We start from the raw sequence: 19,531 nt of genomic DNA, 5'->3' as shown, positions 1-19,531 counted from the left end.
TGTGCTGCGCTAGCGCAGCACAGGCATCGACGCCATTTTTAGTCATCTATTTGTGAGGTATCACTGTGAAAAAGCGACGTACAGGTGTTGTAACGGTCGTCCTCGTCAATTTTCGGGGTGCTGAAGACACGATCGAGTGTGTACAGGGTCTGTTGACATTGGATTGGCCGTCGGAGCTGCTCGAAATCATCGTCGTTGAAAATGGTTCCGGTGATGACAGCCTGGCAAAGCTCCAAGTCATTGGCGAGCAAATAACCCTGATCGAATCCGCCGAAAACCTCGGCTTCACTGGTGGATGCAACTTGGGCGTCTCGAGGGCTACCGGCGAGTTCATCGCTTTTCTCAACAACGACGCCAAACCCGACTCGGGCTGGATCAGGGAAGCGATCGCCACTTTCGCTACCGGAAACAATATCGGCGCCGTCGCCAGCAAAGTTCTCGATTGGGAGGGTGACCGCGTCGACTATGTCGGCGCCTCGATCACTTGGTACGGCATGGGATACAAACCTCATGCGGGCGAGACAGACCGTGGCGCTTGGAACGATGAACGGGATGTTCTGTTTGGTACGGGTGCTGCCATGTTTATCCGTGCATCTGTGTTCGAGGAGCTCGGCGGTTTCGACGACAGCTTCTTTATGTTCTACGACGATGTGGATCTCGGTTGGCGCCTGAACTTGTTGGGCTACAGGTTTCGTTTTCAACCGAAGTCATTGGCCTTTCATAAGCACCATGCTTCCATGAACAAGTTCGGCAACTTTCGCGAGACGTATTTGCTCGAGCGCAACGCCCTTTACGCCCTTTACAAGAACCTCGACGATGAGTCCCTGGCGCAGGTTTTGCCAGGCGCGCTATTACTTGCAACCCGACGCGCCGTTGCCCGCGGTGAGCATGATTCTGCGTCCCTAGACCTTCGAGTCCCCGGCAACGATGCCGAGCCGACGCTACCGATTTCAAAGCAGACAATGGCCGGTATATACGCGGTCGATCAATTCGTTGAGCTTCTTCCAGAGATGTCACAGTCTCGAGCCGAAGTGCAGGCCTCGCGAAAGGTGACGGATCGCCAGCTTAAGCGGCTGTTCGGAAATACTGACGAGCCTGCTTATCCCATTGAGAAGTACCTTCGCGGTTACGAGAAAATCGTCGACAACCTAGGTCAGCTCTCGATCGAGGGTCGCCGGCACATTCTCGTCATTACCGGGGATCCGGTTGGTCGCCAGATGGCGGGCCCAGCGATTCGCGCATGGAACATCGCAAAGCTGCTATCTGATGAGCACGACGTTCGCCTGCTGAGTATGACGAAAGCCGTCGCTCTCGACGATGAAGTCGAAGTTGGCGTGATTGACCATCATCACCCGAACTCAGTCGTTGAGCATGAGAAATGGGCTGACGTCATTATTGTTCAGGGCCACGCGCTGGCGCTGTTCCCGAGCCTGGAGACGTCAAGCAAGATTCTCGTCGTCGACGTCTATGATCCTCTGCACCTCGAACAGCTGGAGCAAGGCAAGGGCCAAACCCTGAAGGTCTGGAACAAGCAGGTGACCGAGGCGACGGATGCCTTGAACCATCAGCTGCTTCTCGGTGACTTCTTCCTGTGCGCGAGCGAACGCCAGCGCCACTTTTGGTTGGGCCAGCTATCAGCGCTTGGCCGTGTGAACCCCTACACGTATTCGCGTGACAATGATCTGGATTCGCTTATTGCCGAGGCTCCATTCGGAATTCCCAGTGTGGACCCGGTGCAACGCAAGCCCGCACTGCGCGGAGTGGTGCCAGGCATCAGTGAGGGCGACAAGATCATCATCTGGGGCGGTGGAATCTACAACTGGTTCGATCCCGAGACACTCATTCGCGCCGTGGCTCACTTGACAGTGCGTCACCCGACAATTCGTTTGTTCTTCATGGGCGTCAAGCACCCGAATCCAGCCGTTCCCGAGATGGAAGCCGTAGCTGCAGCACGCGTTCTCTCCGAGCAGCTCGGACTCACCGGCAAGAATGTCTTCTTCAACGAGTCGTGGGTGCCCTACAGCGACCGGCAGGACTATCTTCTTGAGGCTGATGTCGGAGTGTCGACTCACTTTCAGCATGTTGAAACTACTTTCTCGTTTCGCACGCGAATTCTTGATTACCTCTGGGCGGGGCTGCCCATCGTCACTACCGAAGGTGATTCTTTCGGTAGTCTCGTCGAGAAGGAATCCCTCGGGGCATCGGTCCCGGAACGTGACCAAGCCGCACTAGAGTCGGCCCTCGAACGATTCCTGTTTGATGTTGAGGCGATCGCAACGGCCCGCGAAAATGTGAGTCGGGTACGCCAATCGTTCACCTGGGACAAGGCGTTGGCGCCTCTGGTAGAATTCTGCCGCAACCCACAACAGGCCGCTGATAAGCAAGGCGCCAAGAAGGGTGGCAAGAGCAAGAGTTTGAAGGGAATTCCCAACGGTATTCCCAAAGCCAAGTCGTCTCGCAGCACAGGGCTTCGCCGCGACATAGAGCGCGCCGCGTACTATTTTCAACAAGGCGGTCCAACTGCTGTCGTGGAGCGGATCCGCGCACGCCAGGATCGAAATCGGCCGCCCGCCGAGTAAGGGGAGCTCACCAATGACTTTATTACCAGCGCGGTACGAACAATGAGGATCAAGATATGAACGCGGACGACAACGTTGGCCCCGACTTCTTAGCCGACGAAGTAGCGCGACTCAGAGCGGAGCATGATGTCTTGGTCGCGTCGATTCGGGACCTTACACACTCGCAGCTCATCGGCCGCGATTTGGAATTGGGCCTTCGTGCCGAACTTATGCAAGCCAAGATCGACCTTGGGCACGTTCGCGATCGAGGAGTGCACGACCTGTACATGACGCGACGATCAACAACCTGGCGAGTCGGCCGATTGGTAATGAAACCAGTCGTATTCGGGCGTCGTGTGCTCAGACGAATCACCAAATGAAAATCCAGAGATCCGAACCGCTTTTCTCGATCATCACACCGGTCTACAACACGCCACTCGACGTACTTCACGACACCATCGAATCGGTGCTCGCGCAGACATTTAGCGAGTGGGAGTTGATATTGGTCGACGATAAATCGCCCAATCCACTTGTCGTGCAAGCATTGCTAGCGGCATCTGAACGCGACGCACGCATTCGCGTACTAGCGCGCGAAACGAACGGCGGAATTGTTGTGGCATCAAACGACGCTATTGAGGTCGCTCAGGGCGAGTTTCTTGCATTGCTTGACCATGACGACCTCCTCGCAGCCAATGCACTTCAAACTGTTGCCACTGCTATTGAGTCGGGATTCGATGTTGACTACGTCTATTCCGACGAAGACAAGGTGTCTCCGGATGGAAAGTTTTTCGATCAGTTCGACAAGCCGGATTGGTCGCCGGAGCGGTTGCGCGGCCAAATGTACACTGGGCATTTTTCTGTTCTCCGAGCCGATCTCGTGCGGAAAGTTGGCAATTTTCGCGCCGATTTTGAGGGGTCACAAGATCATGATCTGGTGCTGCGAGTCACCGAAAATGCACGTCACATCGTCCATATTCGAGAGGTGCTCTATCACTGGCGGGTTGTCCCCGGGTCAACAGCTGAATTGGCGGAGAACAAACCCTACGCTTGGGATGCTGGCGTTCGGGCGGTTGACGCTCATTTAGAAAGAGTCGGCATCGCCGGTCACGCGACGCACGGCCCCGTTCCTGGCACTTATCGGATCGAGCGGGAGCCGGATCTCGACAAATCCGTCAGTATTATTATTCCTACGCGAGGCACGGCCGGCGAGGTGTGGGGTGAAAACCGTGTTTTCCTAGTCGATGCGGTTCGGTCTGTCCTCCAAACAACCAACCATCGGGATCTCGAGATCGTAGTCGTCTTCGACGCCGATACGCCTGCGGAGGCGTTGGCTGACCTTGCGGAATTGGCGGGGGATCGATTGACGCTCGTTCCATTCTTCGGGACATTCAACTTCAGTCGTAAATGTAACGAAGGCTTCCTGGCTGCTCGGGGGGAAGTGCTCCTTTTTCTCAACGACGATGTACAAGCGCTCAGCGACGAGATGGTCGGAAATCTGATCGCACCCCTGAACGAACCAGACGTGGGGATGACTGGAGCTATGCTTTATTTTGAAGACGGCGGCATTCAACACGCAGGACACCTTCACCACATGGGTCAGTTTTCTCACGCCTACCTTGGCGAGCCCAAGGGTACCTATGGTGCCTTTTCGTCACTCCTGATCAACCGCGAAGCATCGGGATTAACGGCTGCTTGTATAGCCATGCCGCGGACTGTGTTCCAGGAAGTCGGAGGGTTCTCTGAGATGTTCCCCGGGAATTTCAACGATGTAGATCTCTCAAAGAAGGTGACACAGGCGGGCTATCGTCTGGTCTGGCTGGCGCAGGTCGAACTCTTTCACTTCGAATCACGATCGCGGAATCCCTTGGTGCATTCCTTCGAAGAGAAGATGATCATCGACCGCTGGGCTGGCCCGCAGCGCGACCCGTATTTGGCTTGAGTTCGCTCTAGTTTTGCAAGAAGTCCCACGTGCGGACTTTTTTTCGCGTAGCCTGAACGAGAGCTTTGTATTCAGTACATTGCCAGTAACGGAGTAACAAATATGCTGGCCAAGTTGATGCGCGTTGCCGCAGTCGCTGTCCTGACAAGCCTTGTCGCAGTCGCAGTGGTGGCTGTCCCTCAGAAGGCCGAGGCGCTAAGCGGCGCCGAATTTGACCCAGGATACATCATCTCGGATGCGCAGTTTTATGCGCCTGACGCGATGTCCCAGGACCAAATTCAGGCCTTCTTAGACGCGCAGATCGGGACCTGCAAGAACTCGCTCTGTTTGAATGTTCTCCGTATCAATACGACGACGACCACTTTGTCTTTCGGAACGTGTGCCACATATCCGGGTGAAGCCAATGAATCCGCTGCTCGTATGATCTACAAGGTCCAGCAAGCATGTAGCATCAGCGCCAAAGTCCTACTCGTTACTCTGCAAAAGGAGCAGGGTCTGGTGACCAGCAAGGCTCCGACCGAGGCGACCTTGCGTAAAGCCCTTGGTCAAGGCTGCCCGGACACCGCTCAATGCGACTCCGCGTACTACGGCTTTTTCATGCAGGTCTACTCCGCAGCCCGACAGTTTGCTTGGTATGGTAACCCGGCCGGATCACACACATCGATCAAGGTGGGACAGACCAATGCCGTGCGTTTCCACCCCAACAATGCCTGTGGATCAAGCAATGTCGTGATCCAGAATCGTGCCACCGCATCTCTTTACTACTACACGCCGTATCAGCCGAACGCTGCGGCGTTGGCGAACCTGGGCGGCGTTGGTGACGCGTGTTCTTCATACGGGAATCGAAATTTCTGGGTGTATTACAACAATTGGTTCGGGTCCCCGAATCGTGAAGGCAATCCTCTTGCTAGCCTCGATGTGTTCTCGGCCGTCCCTGGTGGGATACGACTCGCGGGCTGGGCGCTCGACCCTGACACTGCAAATTCCATTCAGGTCCACATATATGTCAACGGTGTCGGTACTAATATCACCGCGAGCAATGACAGACCCGACGTGGGCGCAACCTGGCCCTCGGTAGGATCAGCGCATGGGTTCGATGTGACTGTTGCGGCACAAGGAATCGGCCCGCAGCAAGTATGCGTTTACGGCATAAATCAAGGGCCGGGCGCCATCGTTCAATTTGATTGTCGAAATGTCGTCGGAATGACCGGTTCTGCCTTCGGTTCGCTTGACTCGGTCAACGTTCTGGCCGGTGAGGTGACGGTGAGAGGATGGGCTTTAGACCCGGACTCCTCCGCATCGATTCCAGTGCATGTCTATGCTGATTCTGCAGTTTCAGGTATTACTGCGAATGCGGCCCGTTCCGACATTGGTCGAATCTACCCGGCGTATGGGGATGCCCACGGGTTCTCCAGCACGTTTTCACTGGGGACGGGCGCGCACACAATTTGTGCGTACGCAATAGATATATCTGGTTCAGGAACGAACGCGCAACTTGGGTGCAAGTCGATTTCTGTTGGAGGTCTGCCTTTAGGTTCTCTTGATTCAGTGGTCATGAGCCCGGGCGCCATCACAGTGTCTGGTTGGGCACTTGACCCGGACTCCGTTGCATCATCTGAAGTGCATGTTTATGCGGGAACAACCGGTGTGGCGCGGATGGCAGACCAGCCAAGGAGTGACATTGGTCGCGCGTTTCCTGGGTACGGCGACAATCACGGCTACTCAACGACCATGCCAGCTACCCCGGGTTCACAAACTGTTTGCGTTTACGGCATAGATTCAGGGACCCCGCAATCAAACAGCACGCTTGGATGCCGCCTGATCACACCGATGAGTGGATCTCCGATTGGGTCCGTCGACGCGGTTTCCGTATCGAGCGGCGTGATTTCCGTTGCAGGTTGGGCCTTGGATCCAGATACACGAGATCCCATAGCGGTTCACGTGTACGTTGATTCGACAGTAGGGGGGGCTTCCGCGTCACTGGAACGTGAGGATATCGCACGTGCCTTCCCGCAATATGGTGCCGGTCACGGATTCGCTTATGCGGTCCCCGCGTCTGCCGGGTCACACACGGTCTGCACGTATGCAATTAATACTGGCCCCGGTGAGAGTGCTCCGCTCGGTTGCTCAACAATCGTAGTCAAGTAGTTGTTGGGTAGTTAGAACTAAGTGACTTCAATTATTGACCAGCAGATAAGTCAGCCTTCAGGCACCAAGAATAGGATCAGATATATCGAAAGGCTCGTCTGTGTTGTCATGGCCCTAGCTAGCCTAGGCATGGTCCTCTGGCAGGTCCCACAACATTCGACTGTGTCTCCCGTCGACGAATACGTCTACATCGACTATCTTGCAAAAGTACCGGATCAGCTTGTCGTCCATCGCGGTGAAGACGTTGGCGCGTATGCTCGCAGCTACTTGGCTTGCAACGGGGTGCGCGTGTTGGGCAGCTTTCCCCCAGACATGTGCACCACCCCTGCACTGAACGACGATCCGCGCCTACCAAACTCCGGGATGACGTCGGCTGATCTCTACACGCCGCTCTACTTTGTTGCAACGCGAGCAATGGCCCAGCCCCTTGTTTCACTTGGCGTGGTCGATCTTACCGATGCAGGTCGCATTTCGGGATGGGTGTGGCTTGCTGCCGCTGCGATCCTCCTCTACCTATCCCTGCGAAGGTGGAAGGTCCCGATCGTTGTGGCGTCGGGTGTGTCCCTCCTGATGGTCGGGTCTCTTCCTGCCTACTGGTCAAATACATATGTGAGCACCGATGCAACGGGGCTGTTCAGTGGGGCGCTCATGCTCTTCGCCGCAACGCTCGTCGTGGAGCGCAAGAAGTTTAGTATTTTCTTGTTTACCGCTTCCGCAATCTTGCTCCCGCTTTTCAAGCTTCAGAATATTATGGCTGTTGGCGCTGCCGCACTGTTCCTCCTCATCGCGGCGGGCGTGAATGCATTCCGCACGAGCTCGAGTATGAGATCGCGGGTCAAAGGTTTCTTAATAGACGCTTGGACCCGAACTGCGGCGGTAGCGCTCATTGGCGCCGTCGTTGCTCAGGTGCTTTGGATGATTATCCGAGACCTGATAGCAGTTGGGCCGGCGCCAGATCAGGGGATTTCGACTCCGATATCCATCAAGTCACTCGTGGGTGAATTCTTTAAGTACATTCCGGGAGTTGGAACTGGTGCGTTGGATCCAAATGGGTTTGGGTTTGGGGCCTGGCTCGCCGCGGTCATTATGACTTGGGCAATCGTTGGGGGAGTATTTGGACTCCTCTTAGGAGCCCGGAAGGGATCGCATGCTGAAGCACTTGCACTGGCGTCGGTTGCGGTTGCGCTCGTGGCCGGACCGATCCTGGCCATTGCCCTAGTAATAACCAATGGTTTCTATTTCACGATGCCGGCGCGATACGGTATTTCTTTGCTTCCGTTTTTCCTGGCTTGCCTAGCCCTCCTTTTCGCGCGAAAAGCTTGGCTGGGCTATCTGATGCCCGTGATCGCCATCGTCAGCTACATTGCAGTCCTCCGTATCCCCGCGGGATGAATACGGCAAAGCCTGAATTGCGCTATCACGCGTGCGTCAGGCCAGCGCGCCGTTGCAGGATGAGTGTCCTCCGCTACGAAGCGCGCAGACTAAACTTGGTCTGGTCTTCTCTACCCTGGACGAGGACTCAATGGAATGGGAGAAATCCATGCGGGCTCTACTTACTGGGGGCAATGGCATGCTGGCGGGCAGCATCCGAGCGGCGTGGACTTCTCAGAATATCCAGGGGGAGCTGACATCCGTGACGCGGCTGGATGCCGATCTCACGGATTCGGTTGCGACCCGTTCGATGATAGAACGACTTCGACCCGACGTGATTCTTCACACCGCGGCCCGAGTTGGGGGCATAGCGGCTAACATCGCAGACCCGGCGGGCTACCTGATGGACAATATTCTCATTGACGCCAGCGTGCTCAAGTCCGCCGTAGACCTTGGAGTCAAACGTTTCGTATACTTCGGGAGCTCATGCATGTACCCGAGGGACTACCGGCAGCCCCTCGTCGAGGGCGATGTACTTGCCGCGCCCCTTGAGCCGACAAACGAAGGCTACGCACTATCGAAGATTGCCGCATCCAAGTACTGCGCCTACGTTTCCTCGCAGTTCGGCCTGGAGTATCGAGTGGTCATTCCCTCCAATCTCTATGGTCCAGACGACGATTATTCTCTCGGCGAGGGGCATCTCGTCGCGGCTGCACTGGCGAAAGTGCACGCAGCCAAACAATCGGGGGTTCAATCGATCGACGTGTGGGGGGACGGAACAGCGCGGCGTGAGTTCACCTACGTTGGCGACCTGGCGGATTGGCTGGTTTCCCATCTCGATGAAATGGGTTCCTGGCCCGAAATGATGAATGTAGGGTTTGGGCGAGACCATTCCGTTCTTGAGTACTACCAAGCAGCCATGGACGTTGTCGGCTATCAGGGAAATCTTGTCACGGATCCAAGCAAGCCAGCGGGGATGCATCAGAAATTGATGTCCTCCGCCGTGGCAGCGCAATTCGGGTGGAACCCGCAAACGGAGGTTGTTGACGGAATGCGACGGGCCTATGCACGTTACGTCGAAACGATTTCCTGAACCGGACATTGACTTGCCAGTTCCCGATAGAAAGAAAATGAAACGCAATGACTGCATCTAGCTTTCCGCTCGCAACCACGACCTGGGACGAGGCCGAATACGACGCGCTCCAGCGGGTGATAGCTGGCGGTCGATTTACTATGGGTCCAGAAGTCAAATCATTCGAAGAAGAGTTTGCTGCTTTTTTTGGGTCGGAGCACGCCGTGATGGTGAATTCGGGCAGTAGTGCGAACCTCATTGCGCTTGCTGCAGCGGTCGCTAATCCCAATGTCGATCTCAATCCCGGCGACGAGGTGATTGTGCCCGCTGTGTCCTGGGCCACTACCTATTTTCCGGTTCACCAGCTCGGCTTGACGCTTCGGTTCGTCGATGTGAACATCGACACGTTGAATATGGATCCGCAGTTAGTTGAAGAGGCTATCGGACCACGGACAAAAGCAATCCTGGCTGTCAGTTTGCTCGGCAACCCCGCGGATCTGACTCGCCTGGCGTCCATCGCATCCGACAACAAACTCGTTCTTCTCGAAGACAACTGTGAATCGCTGGGGTCGAAAATAGAGGACCGTTATACGGGGACGTTCGGCCTGGCCGGAACATTTAGCTCGTTCTTCTCTCATCACATCTCGACGATGGAAGGAGGACTGATCCTGACTGACGATCTCTACATGTATCAGGCGATGCTGTCGCTGAGGGCGCATGGCTGGACCCGGGACCTACCTGCAGATAACCTAATTTTTCCGAAAACGGGTGTTGCCTTCGAGGACCACTTTCGTTTTGTTCTACCCGGATACAACGTTCGGCCGCTAGAGATGTCCGGCGCCTTGGGCCGGGAACAGCTCAAGAAGGTGCCAGGACTTATTGCCGGGCGTCAGACGAATGCAAACTTGTTTGCTGAGCGGTTTGCTGGGCGTTCGGATGTCCGTACGCAATTCGTGGCAGCAGAAAGTAGCTGGTTTGGTTTTTCGCTCATTCTTGAGGACAAACTTGCGGGACGACGAGCGGAAGTAGTTGAGGCGCTGACAGCGGCTGGAATTGAGTCACGTCCCGTTGTGGCCGGGAATTTTGCGAGAAACCCGGTCATGTCTCAGCTGAATGCCGTCGTTCCCCCATCGCTCCCAGCAGCCGACAAAATTCACGTTGACGGCCTCTTCGTCGGCAACCACCATTTTCCTATTCCCAACGAACTGGATCTTCTGCTCGATACCATTGAGGGGATCTCCTGACCGCCTGTCTAAAATGCGGGACGACTTTGAAGGTGCTCGGGTGAGTGCGAGGCGTTCGATAGCGTCAGTGGCAGTCGCTTCTGTTTTCGTGGCTGCTGGGGGTTACGCGATACTCGTGGTCGCGGCCCGTGCGCTCGGGCCCGAGCAGTACCTGAGCTTCTCAGTATTCTGGTCGGGACTTTACCTTGCTGTTGGCGCAATATTTGGTGTTCAGCAGGAAACAACGCGAAGCGTCAAGACAGTCATGCTGTCAGGGTCGGCGCCGCGAGTGCGCGGCGCCCGCGCAATATATCCCGGGATAATTGTCGGCTTCCTTGTCGCGGCAGTGGTCGCGATCTCATCACTCGGCTGGGCACCGTCGATTTTCGGACAACAGTCGGCACTATTCGTGGCCATGATCGCGGCGGGAACGGTGCTTTATGCGGGACACGCGACACTCGCCGGCGTGCTTGCCGGATTCGGGACCTGGAACTCATATTCCGGGCTTCTCATCGCTGAGGCGGCTGTCCGTTTACTCCTCATTTGCATCGTTGCTTTTCTTGCGCTGTCCGTCGCCGGGTTAGCCGCTGCGGGCACTCTGGGAATGGTCACCTGGGTGATGTTTTTGCTACGCTCCAGGTTTCGCGCTGCCGCAACGACACGGTTGGATGCGCCTCTCTGGCGATCCGTTGCAAACTCCCTGCAAGCTGTCTTGGCGTCCGGCGCGAGTGCCGTCATTGTGACCGGCTTTCCCCTGGTCCTCGCGGGCATCGCAAGAAATGAGGACGCCACTGAACTGGCCATCATTATTCTCATCGTCACTTTGACCAGGGCGCCAGTGATGCTCCCGCTCAATGCTTTCATGGGAATGATTGTGGCAAGTTTTGTCGACAAGAGCGCCCATGGCCTGTCGGTCGTCTTTCGGGCGATGGGCGCGGTTCTTGGCTTCGCGGCTGTTCTCGGAGCACTCGCGACCGTCGTCGGCCCGCCCCTACTCGTGTTTTTCTTTGGTGATGAGTATGAAGCCGGCGGCCCGTTTATCGGCGGGGCGACGGTTGCTGCCGGCCTCATTGGCGTCATCAGCATTAGTGGCGCTGCCTTGCTAGCACGAGGGCGACACCTCATATATACGGTCGGTTGGCTCGTTGCAGCTCTAACAACTTGCGCCGCTCTGTTTCTTCCCCTTCCCCTTCCGGAACGGGTTCTTCTATCGTTGGTCCTCGGTCCGGTCCTCGGCGCGATTCTGCATATTCGTGCTCTGGCTGGTCCCCCGAGGACGCGTGGACGGCGGTCGTGACAGACCTTTGAGTATCATGGGAGGGACCAGAGTTCTTAGAGCGGTCTTCATGACCGACGAACAATGAAAAACGGTATTCAGATATCCCATGAGTGAGATTCGAAAAAAGCGCGCGTTCATCACAGGAATTACGGGACAAGACGGCAGCTACCTGGCGGAGCTCTTGCTGTCCAAAGGCTACGAAGTTCACGGCCTCATTCGCCGTGCATCCACGTTCAATACCTCCCGAATTGATCATCTTTTTGTCGACCCGCACGTTGAAGGCGGCAATCTGACCCTTCATTATGGTGACTTGACTGACGGTTCACGCCTTGTCACCCTTCTCGGGGCAATTCGTCCCGATGAGGTCTACAACTTGGCCGCCCAGTCGCATGTTCGGGTCAGCTTCGATGAGCCTGAGTTCACTGGCGACACGACCGGACTCGGAACGGTCAGGTTGCTCGAGGCCGTACGCGTGACCGGGCTGGAATGCCGGTTCTATCAGGCGAGTAGTTCAGAAATGTTCGGTGCTACGCCGCCTCCGCAGAACGAGAAGACTCCCTTCTATCCACGGTCACCGTACGGTGTCGCCAAGGTCTACTCCTACTGGATCACGAAGAACTATCGCGAAGCCTATGGTCTTTTCACGGTCAATGGAATTCTCTTCAACCACGAATCGCCGCGTCGAGGCGAGACTTTTGTCACGCGCAAGATCACCCGTGCCGTGGCGCGCATCGCAGCAGGGTTAGAGACTGAGCTCTACATGGGAAACCTCGACTCTGTTCGTGACTGGGGCTACGCACCGGAGTATGTCGAGGCCATGTGGAGAATGCTGCAACACGACACTCCCCAGGACTACGCCGTCGCGACGGGTGCTGCGTATACCGTCCGAGACTTCCTGGAACTTTCTTTTGAGCATGTCGGGCTCGACTGGGAAAAGTACGTCAAGTTTGACGAGCGCTACCTCCGCCCGACCGAGGTTGACGCGCTCGTGGGCGATCCGAGCCTGGCCGCGTCGGAGCTTGGATGGGTGCCGCAAGTGAAGACACCCGAGCTGGCGCGGATCATGGTCGACAACGACGTTGCAGCGCTTGCCGCCGGCGGTGGAACGTGGATCGACAAGGTAGTCAAGCATGGCTAACAGCCTGTTGGTCGTCCTGCCGACTCTCGGCGAGAGAATCGATTCGTTAAAGGAAGCACTCGCGAGTGTAAGTGCTACTGCGAAGGTCGTGAACTTAAGGCTGATCGTGGTGTTGCCGGTGATCGCTCAGGAGGCTCGTTTGCTCGCTGCTGAACACGGCGCCGAAATCATCGACGACCCGCGACAAGGACTTGCGGGAGCAATGAACGCCGGAATCGCCGCGCGAGCAGGTGAGAAGTATTATGTTGGGCTGGGCGATGACGACCTGCTACGGCCGACTGGTATTCGAGCTCTTTTTCACCGGGCGGAAGAGCACCAAGACGTGGTGGTGGCTTACGGCGCCTGCGACTATATTAACGCCGAATCGCGCGTTATCGGAACCAACCGTGTCGGAAAACTCGCGACGCTAATCCTCTCGTGGGGGCCGAACTTGATTCCTCACCCGGGCGCACTCGTCGACCTCGACGCGCTTCAGGGTATTGGAGGATTTGCACTGAATCGTCCGTACACAATGGATCTTGATGCATTTCTTCAACTAAAGAAGGTCGGCAGATTTGTATTCGTGCCGGATGCCGTTTCGGCTTTTCGCTGGCACGCAGATTCGCTGACCGTTGCCGACCGGAGGAAATCTGCTGCGGAAGCTCTTGACGTAAAACGCTCGTATCTACCCGCGGCAGTGCGGAGCCTAAGCGTTGCATGGCTTGGCCCCATTTCGTGGGCCACACGGGTCGCCGGTAACGTTGTCTCCTACCGCGCCGGAAAGATCGCCACCGCTTCTACGGCAGGTACTGGAAAGTGATCGAACCGCGCGAGCCTGCTCTGGAAAACACCGATACGTGGCTCGTTGTCCCGCTCTACAACGAGTCGAGCGTGATTTTTGATGTCATTTCGGAAGCGCTCCTAACTTTTCCGAAGATCGTTTGTGTGGACGATGGGAGTACAGACTCGTCGGCTGAGCGAGCGGAACAGGCCGGCGCGTATGTCGTGAGGCATCCGATCAATCTCGGACAGGGCGCTGCGCTTCAAACAGGTTTTGACTACGTCGCTCGTGATTCGGCGGCTCGCTTTGCAGTAACTTTTGACTCCGATGGCCAGCATCTGGCTGCGGACGCCGCTCGAATGGTTGAGCGATTGAGACACGAAGAACTAGACGTTATTCTCGGATCTCGATTCTTGGATAATCGAACGAATGCGAGTCCGATGAAGCGCGCCGTGCTTAAACTGGCGGTCAAATTCACGAACGTGACGACCGGTGTTCGACTGTCAGATGCTCACAATGGATTGCGCGCATTTACGGTCGAAGGACTGGCCAAAATTCGTGTTCGCCAGAACCGCATGGCTCATGCGTCTGAGATTGTGGCGCAAATCGGACGGACTCGCCTCCGATACGCCGAAGAACCGGTGCACATCGTTTACACGGATTACTCCCGGTCGAAGGGGCAATCGCTGTGGAACTCCGTAAATATTCTTGTCGAATTGATACTCAAGTAGAGGCCTCATGGATCCCCAACTGCTCATCAAACTTGTTCTGCTCCTAGGGCTCGGGGCCATTGCATTGTTGATCCTGTGGCCCGGCCGTGGCGCCCGGCGACTGGCACTAAGGAGGATTTCACTCCTCTTCCTCGTCGCTTGTGCGGCCGTCGCAGTGGTCTTTCCCCAGCTTTCGAATGCCGTTGCAACCCTGTTTGGGGTTGGTCGGGGGGCAGACCTTCTCCTTTATGGGCTGGTCGTGTGTTTCGTCGGATACGTGATTGCTACGCGAGCGCACCATTCTCGAGTCGACATACAGGTCACAGAGCTCGCTCGTGCGCAGGCACTAGCGCGAGCCGTCGAGCCCGGCTCGATGCACCGATGACCACCCTCGTCACCGGTGGGACCGGGTACATAGGCGCCCATGTAGTGAGGCTCTTGCGTGAGCGCGGGGGTGACGTTGTCGTCGTGGACGACGTGCTGACGGGTATCCGCGGCAGGATAGGTTCCGTCCCGCTCGTCGAAATGGATCTCGCTCGCTCAAGCGCGCCGGCCATGCTCGAATCCGTCATGCGGGACTACGACGTGAAGCAAGTCGTGCATTTTGCGGGGCGGAAGCAGGTAGCGGAGTCAGTCCTGCGTCCTGCCTGGTACTTTCAACAGAACGTGGGCTCGTTGGCAAACCTTTTGATGGCGATGGAGAAGGCTGATGTGTCGCGCGTCGTCTTCTCCTCGTCTGCCGCAGTCTATGGAACTTCCGAGGGCCCGTCGCTGAGTGAGGGCACACCGCAGCACCCAGTGAACCCCTATGGTGAGTCCAAACTCATTGGCGAATGGTTAATTTCGGATGCGGTTGTCTCTCAAGCGCTTCGAGCCTCAAGTCTGCGCTACTTCAATGTTGCAGGTTCTGGCTGGCCAGAGTTGGGCGACACGGCTGCTCTGAACTTGGTACCTATGGTCCTGGAACGTCTAGATCAGGGGTTGTCCCCCCTCATCTTTGGTGACGACTATGACACCGAAGATGGAACGTGTGTGCGGGACTATATTCATGTTTTGGACCTCGCAGAGGCGCATCTGGTTGCGTTGGACAGCTTGAAAATTGGTCCGGCGAGAAACGATATCTATAACGTCGGGACGGGAATTGGATCTTCTGTTCGCGACATGATCAATCAAATCATTGCGCGGTCTGGTTCAGTGGTCATTCCCGAGGTGCGTGATCGGCGGCTGGGAGATCCTGCTGTGGTCGTTGCCGACCCACGCGCTATCTCGGCGGCAACCGGGTGGGTCGCCAAACGTGGTCTCGCGGAAATAGTTAATTCAGCATGGGATTCTCACTTGCTGTTGAAAAGCTGACGACGGCCCAACGGTCGACCGCGTCGGGCCCGCGTCCAGGGAATGGCGACTTGCTCCGCCTGGGGCTCACTGTCAGCGTGCGGTCGTCGAGATTAGACAGATACGGAGATGAACACGTGCACGAAGCTGCCTCATCGGCGAACGCCAACACGAACGCGATTGCCGGTCGGCGCAGGGACGTGAAACCGCGCTCAGTATTCTGGATTGCCTTTCTGATTTTGGCCGCGCTGTCGACTTTGTGGTCGTTGGCGAGTCCGATCTTTTCGGTGCCGGACGAGAATGCACATGCGACAAAGGCGGTTGCCCAGGTGCACGGGCAGGTCATCGGCTATCAGGTGCCGGGTATCAAACACACGGTGGTTGATCTTCCGGATGGATACCTTTACGATCCGCACATTCTTTGCTTTGCTTTTCACCCTGATCAGCCTGCGAACTGTGGCGTTGAATTGGGTGATGCCAGCGGGACTGATTGGTTCAATACTTGGGTGGGCGCCTACAACCCGCTGTACTACTACGCGGTCGGCTGGCCGAGCCTGATTCTTGACGGGGCAGCCGGCATCTACGGGATGCGCATTGTGAGTGGCTTGTTAGCCGCTGTGTTCGTTGCGTGGGGTTTTCAAGCCGCAATGTCTGTGCGCAGGTCGCGCTGGATGCCGTTGGGCCTGGCGTTTGTGGCGGCCCCAATGGTCGTCTATTTCTTCGGCTCGATGAACCCCAATGGCATCGAAATTGCTTCAGCGGTTGCACTCTGGACGGCCCTTCCTCGTCTTCTCGAACAATTCGACTCGCGAAAAATGGTTGGAGATGTGTCGGTGCTTCCGCGCTGGTATCTCTGGATGATTGTGGCCATCGCCTCCGTTGCGCTCGCGACAGCTCGAGCAACGGGACCTCTCTGGCTGATTGTCGTTGTTGGCATCTGTTTCATCGCGACCGGCTGGAAGCCGGTCAAGGCGCTGTTCACAACCGGGCGCTCGTATATACCGCTCGGGTTTGTCGCTGCCGGAGGCATCTTCTCGATCGTGTGGACTTTGAGCGGCGGCAGTCTTTCAAGCCAAGCCGACAAGTCGGACGCACCGCTCGTCGGCGCCTCATTCATGCAGGGCTTTGTTCACGTGCTGCGCACTACCCCGGGGTTCATTCAGCAGGCCATTGGCTACTTTGGCTGGTTTGATGCCCCACTCCCGACAACCGCGTATTGGTTGTTTGTCATCCCGCTGGGCACGCTCATTATTCTGGCATTCACCGCTTCGAGGCGACGCGGTTTGATCACCGTCGCTGTGATGGTGGCCGCGGCGATCTTTGTACCGGCGTTGGTGCAGGGCTACAGCGTGAGCCAAACGGGAATTATCTGGCAGGGGCGATATGGTCTCTTCCTTTATCTCGGCATAACAATTCTGGCCGCGTGGGTGCTTTGCGCCAAAGACGGGGATCGCGCTGCGTTCCTGTCGACACGACTCACCTGGATTGGCGCAGCAATGATCGCGTCGTATGGGCTGCTGGCCTTCGTCGCTGTGATGTGGCGTTACGTAGTTGGCAGTGCTGCGCCGATCAGTGAGATGTGGAAGAACCCGGCCTGGCAGCCGCCGCTCGGCTGGCCCACTTTGGTCGCGCTCTATGCTCTGGTCTCAATTGTCTTCGTTGTCTGGACGGGGTGGCTGGCCGGCCGCGCGGCCCGACTCGACGATGCCGGTGACTCGACTGTGAGCGGTACAGCGGCAGATTCATCACCCGAGCGCGTTCTTCGTGGCTGAACCACGGGTCGCGATCGCCTACGACTGCTTCTTTCCAATCAACTCGGGCGGCGGCGAGCGGGTGTATCGGCGCATCGCCGAGTTGCTCACCGAACGGGGAAGCCCGGTTGACTATGTAACGCGCAGCCAGTGGGATGGCCCAGCTCCCGAAGCGCGCTTTTCGGTCGTACCGGTGTGGCACGGGGCGATCTACAACAGCGAGGGCACGCGCACGCCCGTGAGCGCCGTGAAGTTTGCATTGGCGCTTTTTCGCCACTTTCGAGCGCAGCGCGCTAACTATGACGTGGTCATCGTCAGCGCGCTGCCCGTGCTCAACGTCTTCGCAGTTCAACTGGCATTGGCCGGAAGCAAAACCTTCGTGGTCAGTGACTGGCTCGAGGTGTGGGGCTGGCGCCAGTGGCGCGCGTATTCGGGCGCGCTGATGGGCACCGTCGCCTCGCTGCTTCAGTTTGTCGCCATTCGCCTCGGCAACCTGCACACCGTAAACAGTCACTTCACCGGCTCGCGCATTCGGGGCTATCGCCGGGGAGCAGCTCCGGTCACGTTGGGGCTGATCGACCTCGTCGGTGCCGCTCCCGATGTGACGACCAAACGCGGCGACGAACCGTACCTGATTTTCGTCGGCCGGCACATCGCCGACAAGCAACTCATCGACCTGCTGCCAGCCCTGCGGGAGGCGCGCACACACATTCACAACCTACGCCTGGTGATCGTGGGGTCCGGGCCCGAAACGGTCGCCGTGGCCGCGCGTAGCACCGAGCTGGGTCTCGACGACGTCGTCACTCTCGCCGGTCGGGTCAGCGATGACGAACTGCACACCCTGCTGGCCGGGGCCCGGGCACTGGTCAACCCGTCGCGCCGTGAGGGGTTTGGGCTGGTTGTCGCCGAGGCGGCTGCGGTAGCTACGCCGAGCGTGGTGGTGGCCGGCCCCGACAATGCGGCGGCCGAGCTGGTTCACAATGGGGTCAACGGCTTCGTCGCACCGTCGGTGCGACCTCGCGACCTCGCCGAGGCCATGGTGAAGGTGGTGACCGCCGGTGAGCCGTTGCGACGTTCCACGCAGGCTTGGTTCGAGCAGGAACGCACGGCTGGTGGTCTCAGTCGATCCATCGACCAGATCTTGCAGGCCTATCGTTCTGCCAGGACCAGCTGAAACGATTCGAGCGTCTGCTGCGCGGTGCGGTCCCAGGTGAACTCTGCGGCCCGAGCGAGCCCAGTCGTCGCAAGACGCGCCAACTTGGTGGGCGATGACAAGAGCTCGCCGATACCGTCGGCGAGCCGCGCGGCGTTATGAGGGTCGACATACCCGGCCGCATCACCGGCGACCTCACGCAGCACTGGAATGTCGGAGCAAAGCACGGGGCAGCCGTGCGCCATCGCTTCGAGAACCGGCAGTCCGAAGCCCTCGAAGAACGTGGGGAACACAAACAGGGTTGACTCGGCATACAGCGTGTCGAGTTCCTCGGGCGTGAGCCAGCCACGCAACGACACCCACTTCTGAAGTCCGAGTTCACTTACGAGCGGGGTGAGCGGGTCGTCGCCGTGACTGCCGGTAATCACCAGGTGTGGTCGCGTCTGTTCAGGCAGGAGCGCGAGCGCTGTCAGCAGCGTCGAGAAGTTTTTGTGCGGCATCCGGTTACCAACGGCCAGCAATTGGTCGGTGCGGCGAACAGTGGTCGAACCGATTCTCGCGTCACGCATTTCGCCCGCCAGGGGGATTACGTCGACTGGGGTGCGCCTGATGTGAAGGAAGCGTCGAATGTCGGTGCGGGAGGCGGCGCTCACTGTGAGAATACGGCGGGCTGTGCGCGCACCGAGGCGAATGAGCGTGCGGAGGATCACAGAGTAGGCGCCGGGGACATATTCCGGATGCCGAAAGGGCAGCAGGTCGTGGATGGTCATGACGACCGGAACCCGCGAAATGAGCGGACCGAGGTTGGCCGGACAGTGGATGAGCGTGGCGCGACGGCGACGTGCGAACCCGGCGACACTGAACAATTCACCACGCGCCCACGCCACCCGGTTCTCGCCGCTGATACCGGAATCGATCACGTCGCCGGGAAACCAGGAGGTGTCGCCGGCGGCGAGTTCACTTGACGCGAGGGCGATGAACCGCACCTCGTCGTTGTCGCGAGGCATTCGGCTGTACACCTCGCGCACATACGATTCCATGCCGCCCTTCTTGCCGGTGAAGAACAACAGGTCGACCATTATGAGCGGGAGCGGCAT

The 19,531-nt window shown here is 57.6% G+C and carries 15 protein-coding genes; 14 read left to right on the top strand and 1 reads right to left on the bottom strand.

Going from position 1 to position 19,531, the window contains the following annotated elements:
* Positions 1-65 precede the first annotated feature (65 nt).
* The 14 genes from E3O25_RS09320 to E3O25_RS09255 all read left to right on the top strand — a co-directional run bounded on the left by E3O25_RS09320 (position 66) and on the right by E3O25_RS09255 (position 18,455).
* On the top strand, positions 66-2,579 hold the full coding sequence (locus tag E3O25_RS09320) for a glycosyltransferase (RefSeq protein WP_134361013.1): 2,514 nt from the start codon (positions 66-68) through the stop codon (positions 2,577-2,579).
* A 355-nt stretch (positions 2,580-2,934) separates the two neighbouring features.
* Positions 2,935-4,497 (top strand): glycosyltransferase, encoded by a 1,563-nt coding sequence (locus tag E3O25_RS09315; protein ID WP_241988555.1) that lies wholly within the window; start codon positions 2,935-2,937, stop codon positions 4,495-4,497.
* A gap of 102 nt (positions 4,498-4,599) precedes the next feature.
* Complete coding sequence (locus E3O25_RS09310; RefSeq protein WP_134361012.1) at positions 4,600-6,645, top strand: hypothetical protein; 2,046 nt, start codon at positions 4,600-4,602, stop codon at positions 6,643-6,645.
* A 162-nt stretch (positions 6,646-6,807) separates the two neighbouring features.
* A complete protein-coding gene (locus E3O25_RS09305; protein WP_134361011.1) occupies positions 6,808-8,037 on the top strand; it encodes a hypothetical protein in 1,230 nt (409 codons plus the stop codon).
* A gap of 130 nt (positions 8,038-8,167) precedes the next feature.
* Positions 8,168-9,109, top strand: a complete 942-nt coding sequence (locus tag E3O25_RS09300) for an NAD-dependent epimerase/dehydratase family protein (RefSeq protein WP_134361010.1) — start codon at positions 8,168-8,170, stop codon at positions 9,107-9,109.
* A gap of 47 nt (positions 9,110-9,156) precedes the next feature.
* Positions 9,157-10,332 carry a DegT/DnrJ/EryC1/StrS aminotransferase family protein gene (locus E3O25_RS09295; protein WP_134361009.1) on the top strand — a complete coding sequence of 392 codons (1,176 nt, stop codon included), beginning with the start codon at positions 9,157-9,159 and terminating at the stop codon, positions 10,330-10,332.
* A 67-nt stretch (positions 10,333-10,399) separates the two neighbouring features.
* Positions 10,400-11,608 carry a lipopolysaccharide biosynthesis protein gene (locus E3O25_RS09290; protein WP_134361008.1) on the top strand — a complete coding sequence of 403 codons (1,209 nt, stop codon included), beginning with the start codon at positions 10,400-10,402 and terminating at the stop codon, positions 11,606-11,608.
* An 88-nt stretch (positions 11,609-11,696) separates the two neighbouring features.
* Positions 11,697-12,728, top strand: coding sequence for a GDP-mannose 4,6-dehydratase (gene gmd, locus E3O25_RS09285; protein ID WP_134361007.1), 1,032 nt, complete (start codon positions 11,697-11,699; stop codon positions 12,726-12,728).
* On the top strand, positions 12,721-13,527 hold the full coding sequence (locus E3O25_RS09280) for a glycosyltransferase family 2 protein (protein ID WP_134361006.1): 807 nt from the start codon (positions 12,721-12,723) through the stop codon (positions 13,525-13,527). The genes gmd and E3O25_RS09280 overlap by 8 nt, the downstream gene beginning before the upstream one ends.
* On the top strand, positions 13,524-14,219 hold the full coding sequence (locus E3O25_RS09275) for a glycosyltransferase family 2 protein (protein ID WP_134361005.1): 696 nt from the start codon (positions 13,524-13,526) through the stop codon (positions 14,217-14,219). Before E3O25_RS09280 ends, E3O25_RS09275 begins: the two co-directional genes overlap by 4 nt.
* Positions 14,220-14,226: 7 nt before the next feature.
* Positions 14,227-14,583 (top strand): DUF2304 domain-containing protein, encoded by a 357-nt coding sequence (locus E3O25_RS17915; protein ID WP_134361004.1) that lies wholly within the window; start codon positions 14,227-14,229, stop codon positions 14,581-14,583.
* Positions 14,580-15,551 carry a UDP-glucose 4-epimerase GalE gene (gene galE, locus E3O25_RS09265; RefSeq protein WP_134361003.1) on the top strand — a complete coding sequence of 324 codons (972 nt, stop codon included), beginning with the start codon at positions 14,580-14,582 and terminating at the stop codon, positions 15,549-15,551. The genes E3O25_RS17915 and galE overlap by 4 nt, the downstream gene beginning before the upstream one ends.
* A 116-nt stretch (positions 15,552-15,667) precedes the next feature.
* Positions 15,668-17,302, top strand: a complete 1,635-nt coding sequence (locus E3O25_RS09260; protein WP_166806008.1) for a DUF2142 domain-containing protein — start codon at positions 15,668-15,670, stop codon at positions 17,300-17,302.
* Complete coding sequence (locus tag E3O25_RS09255; protein WP_134361001.1) at positions 17,295-18,455, top strand: glycosyltransferase family 4 protein; 1,161 nt, start codon at positions 17,295-17,297, stop codon at positions 18,453-18,455. The genes E3O25_RS09260 and E3O25_RS09255 overlap by 8 nt, the downstream gene beginning before the upstream one ends.
* Here the strand turns inward: E3O25_RS09255 and E3O25_RS09250 are convergent.
* Positions 18,431-19,531 carry a glycosyltransferase family 1 protein gene (locus E3O25_RS09250; protein ID WP_134361000.1) on the bottom strand — a complete coding sequence of 367 codons (1,101 nt, stop codon included), beginning with the start codon at positions 19,529-19,531 and terminating at the stop codon, positions 18,431-18,433. The genes E3O25_RS09255 and E3O25_RS09250 overlap by 25 nt on opposite strands.

The sequence above is a fragment of the Cryobacterium sp. TMT1-3 genome (genome assembly GCF_004402315.1).
Lineage (GTDB): Bacteria > Actinomycetota > Actinomycetes > Actinomycetales > Microbacteriaceae > Cryobacterium > Cryobacterium luteum.
This window is presented reverse-complemented; position numbering and strand designations above follow the sequence as displayed.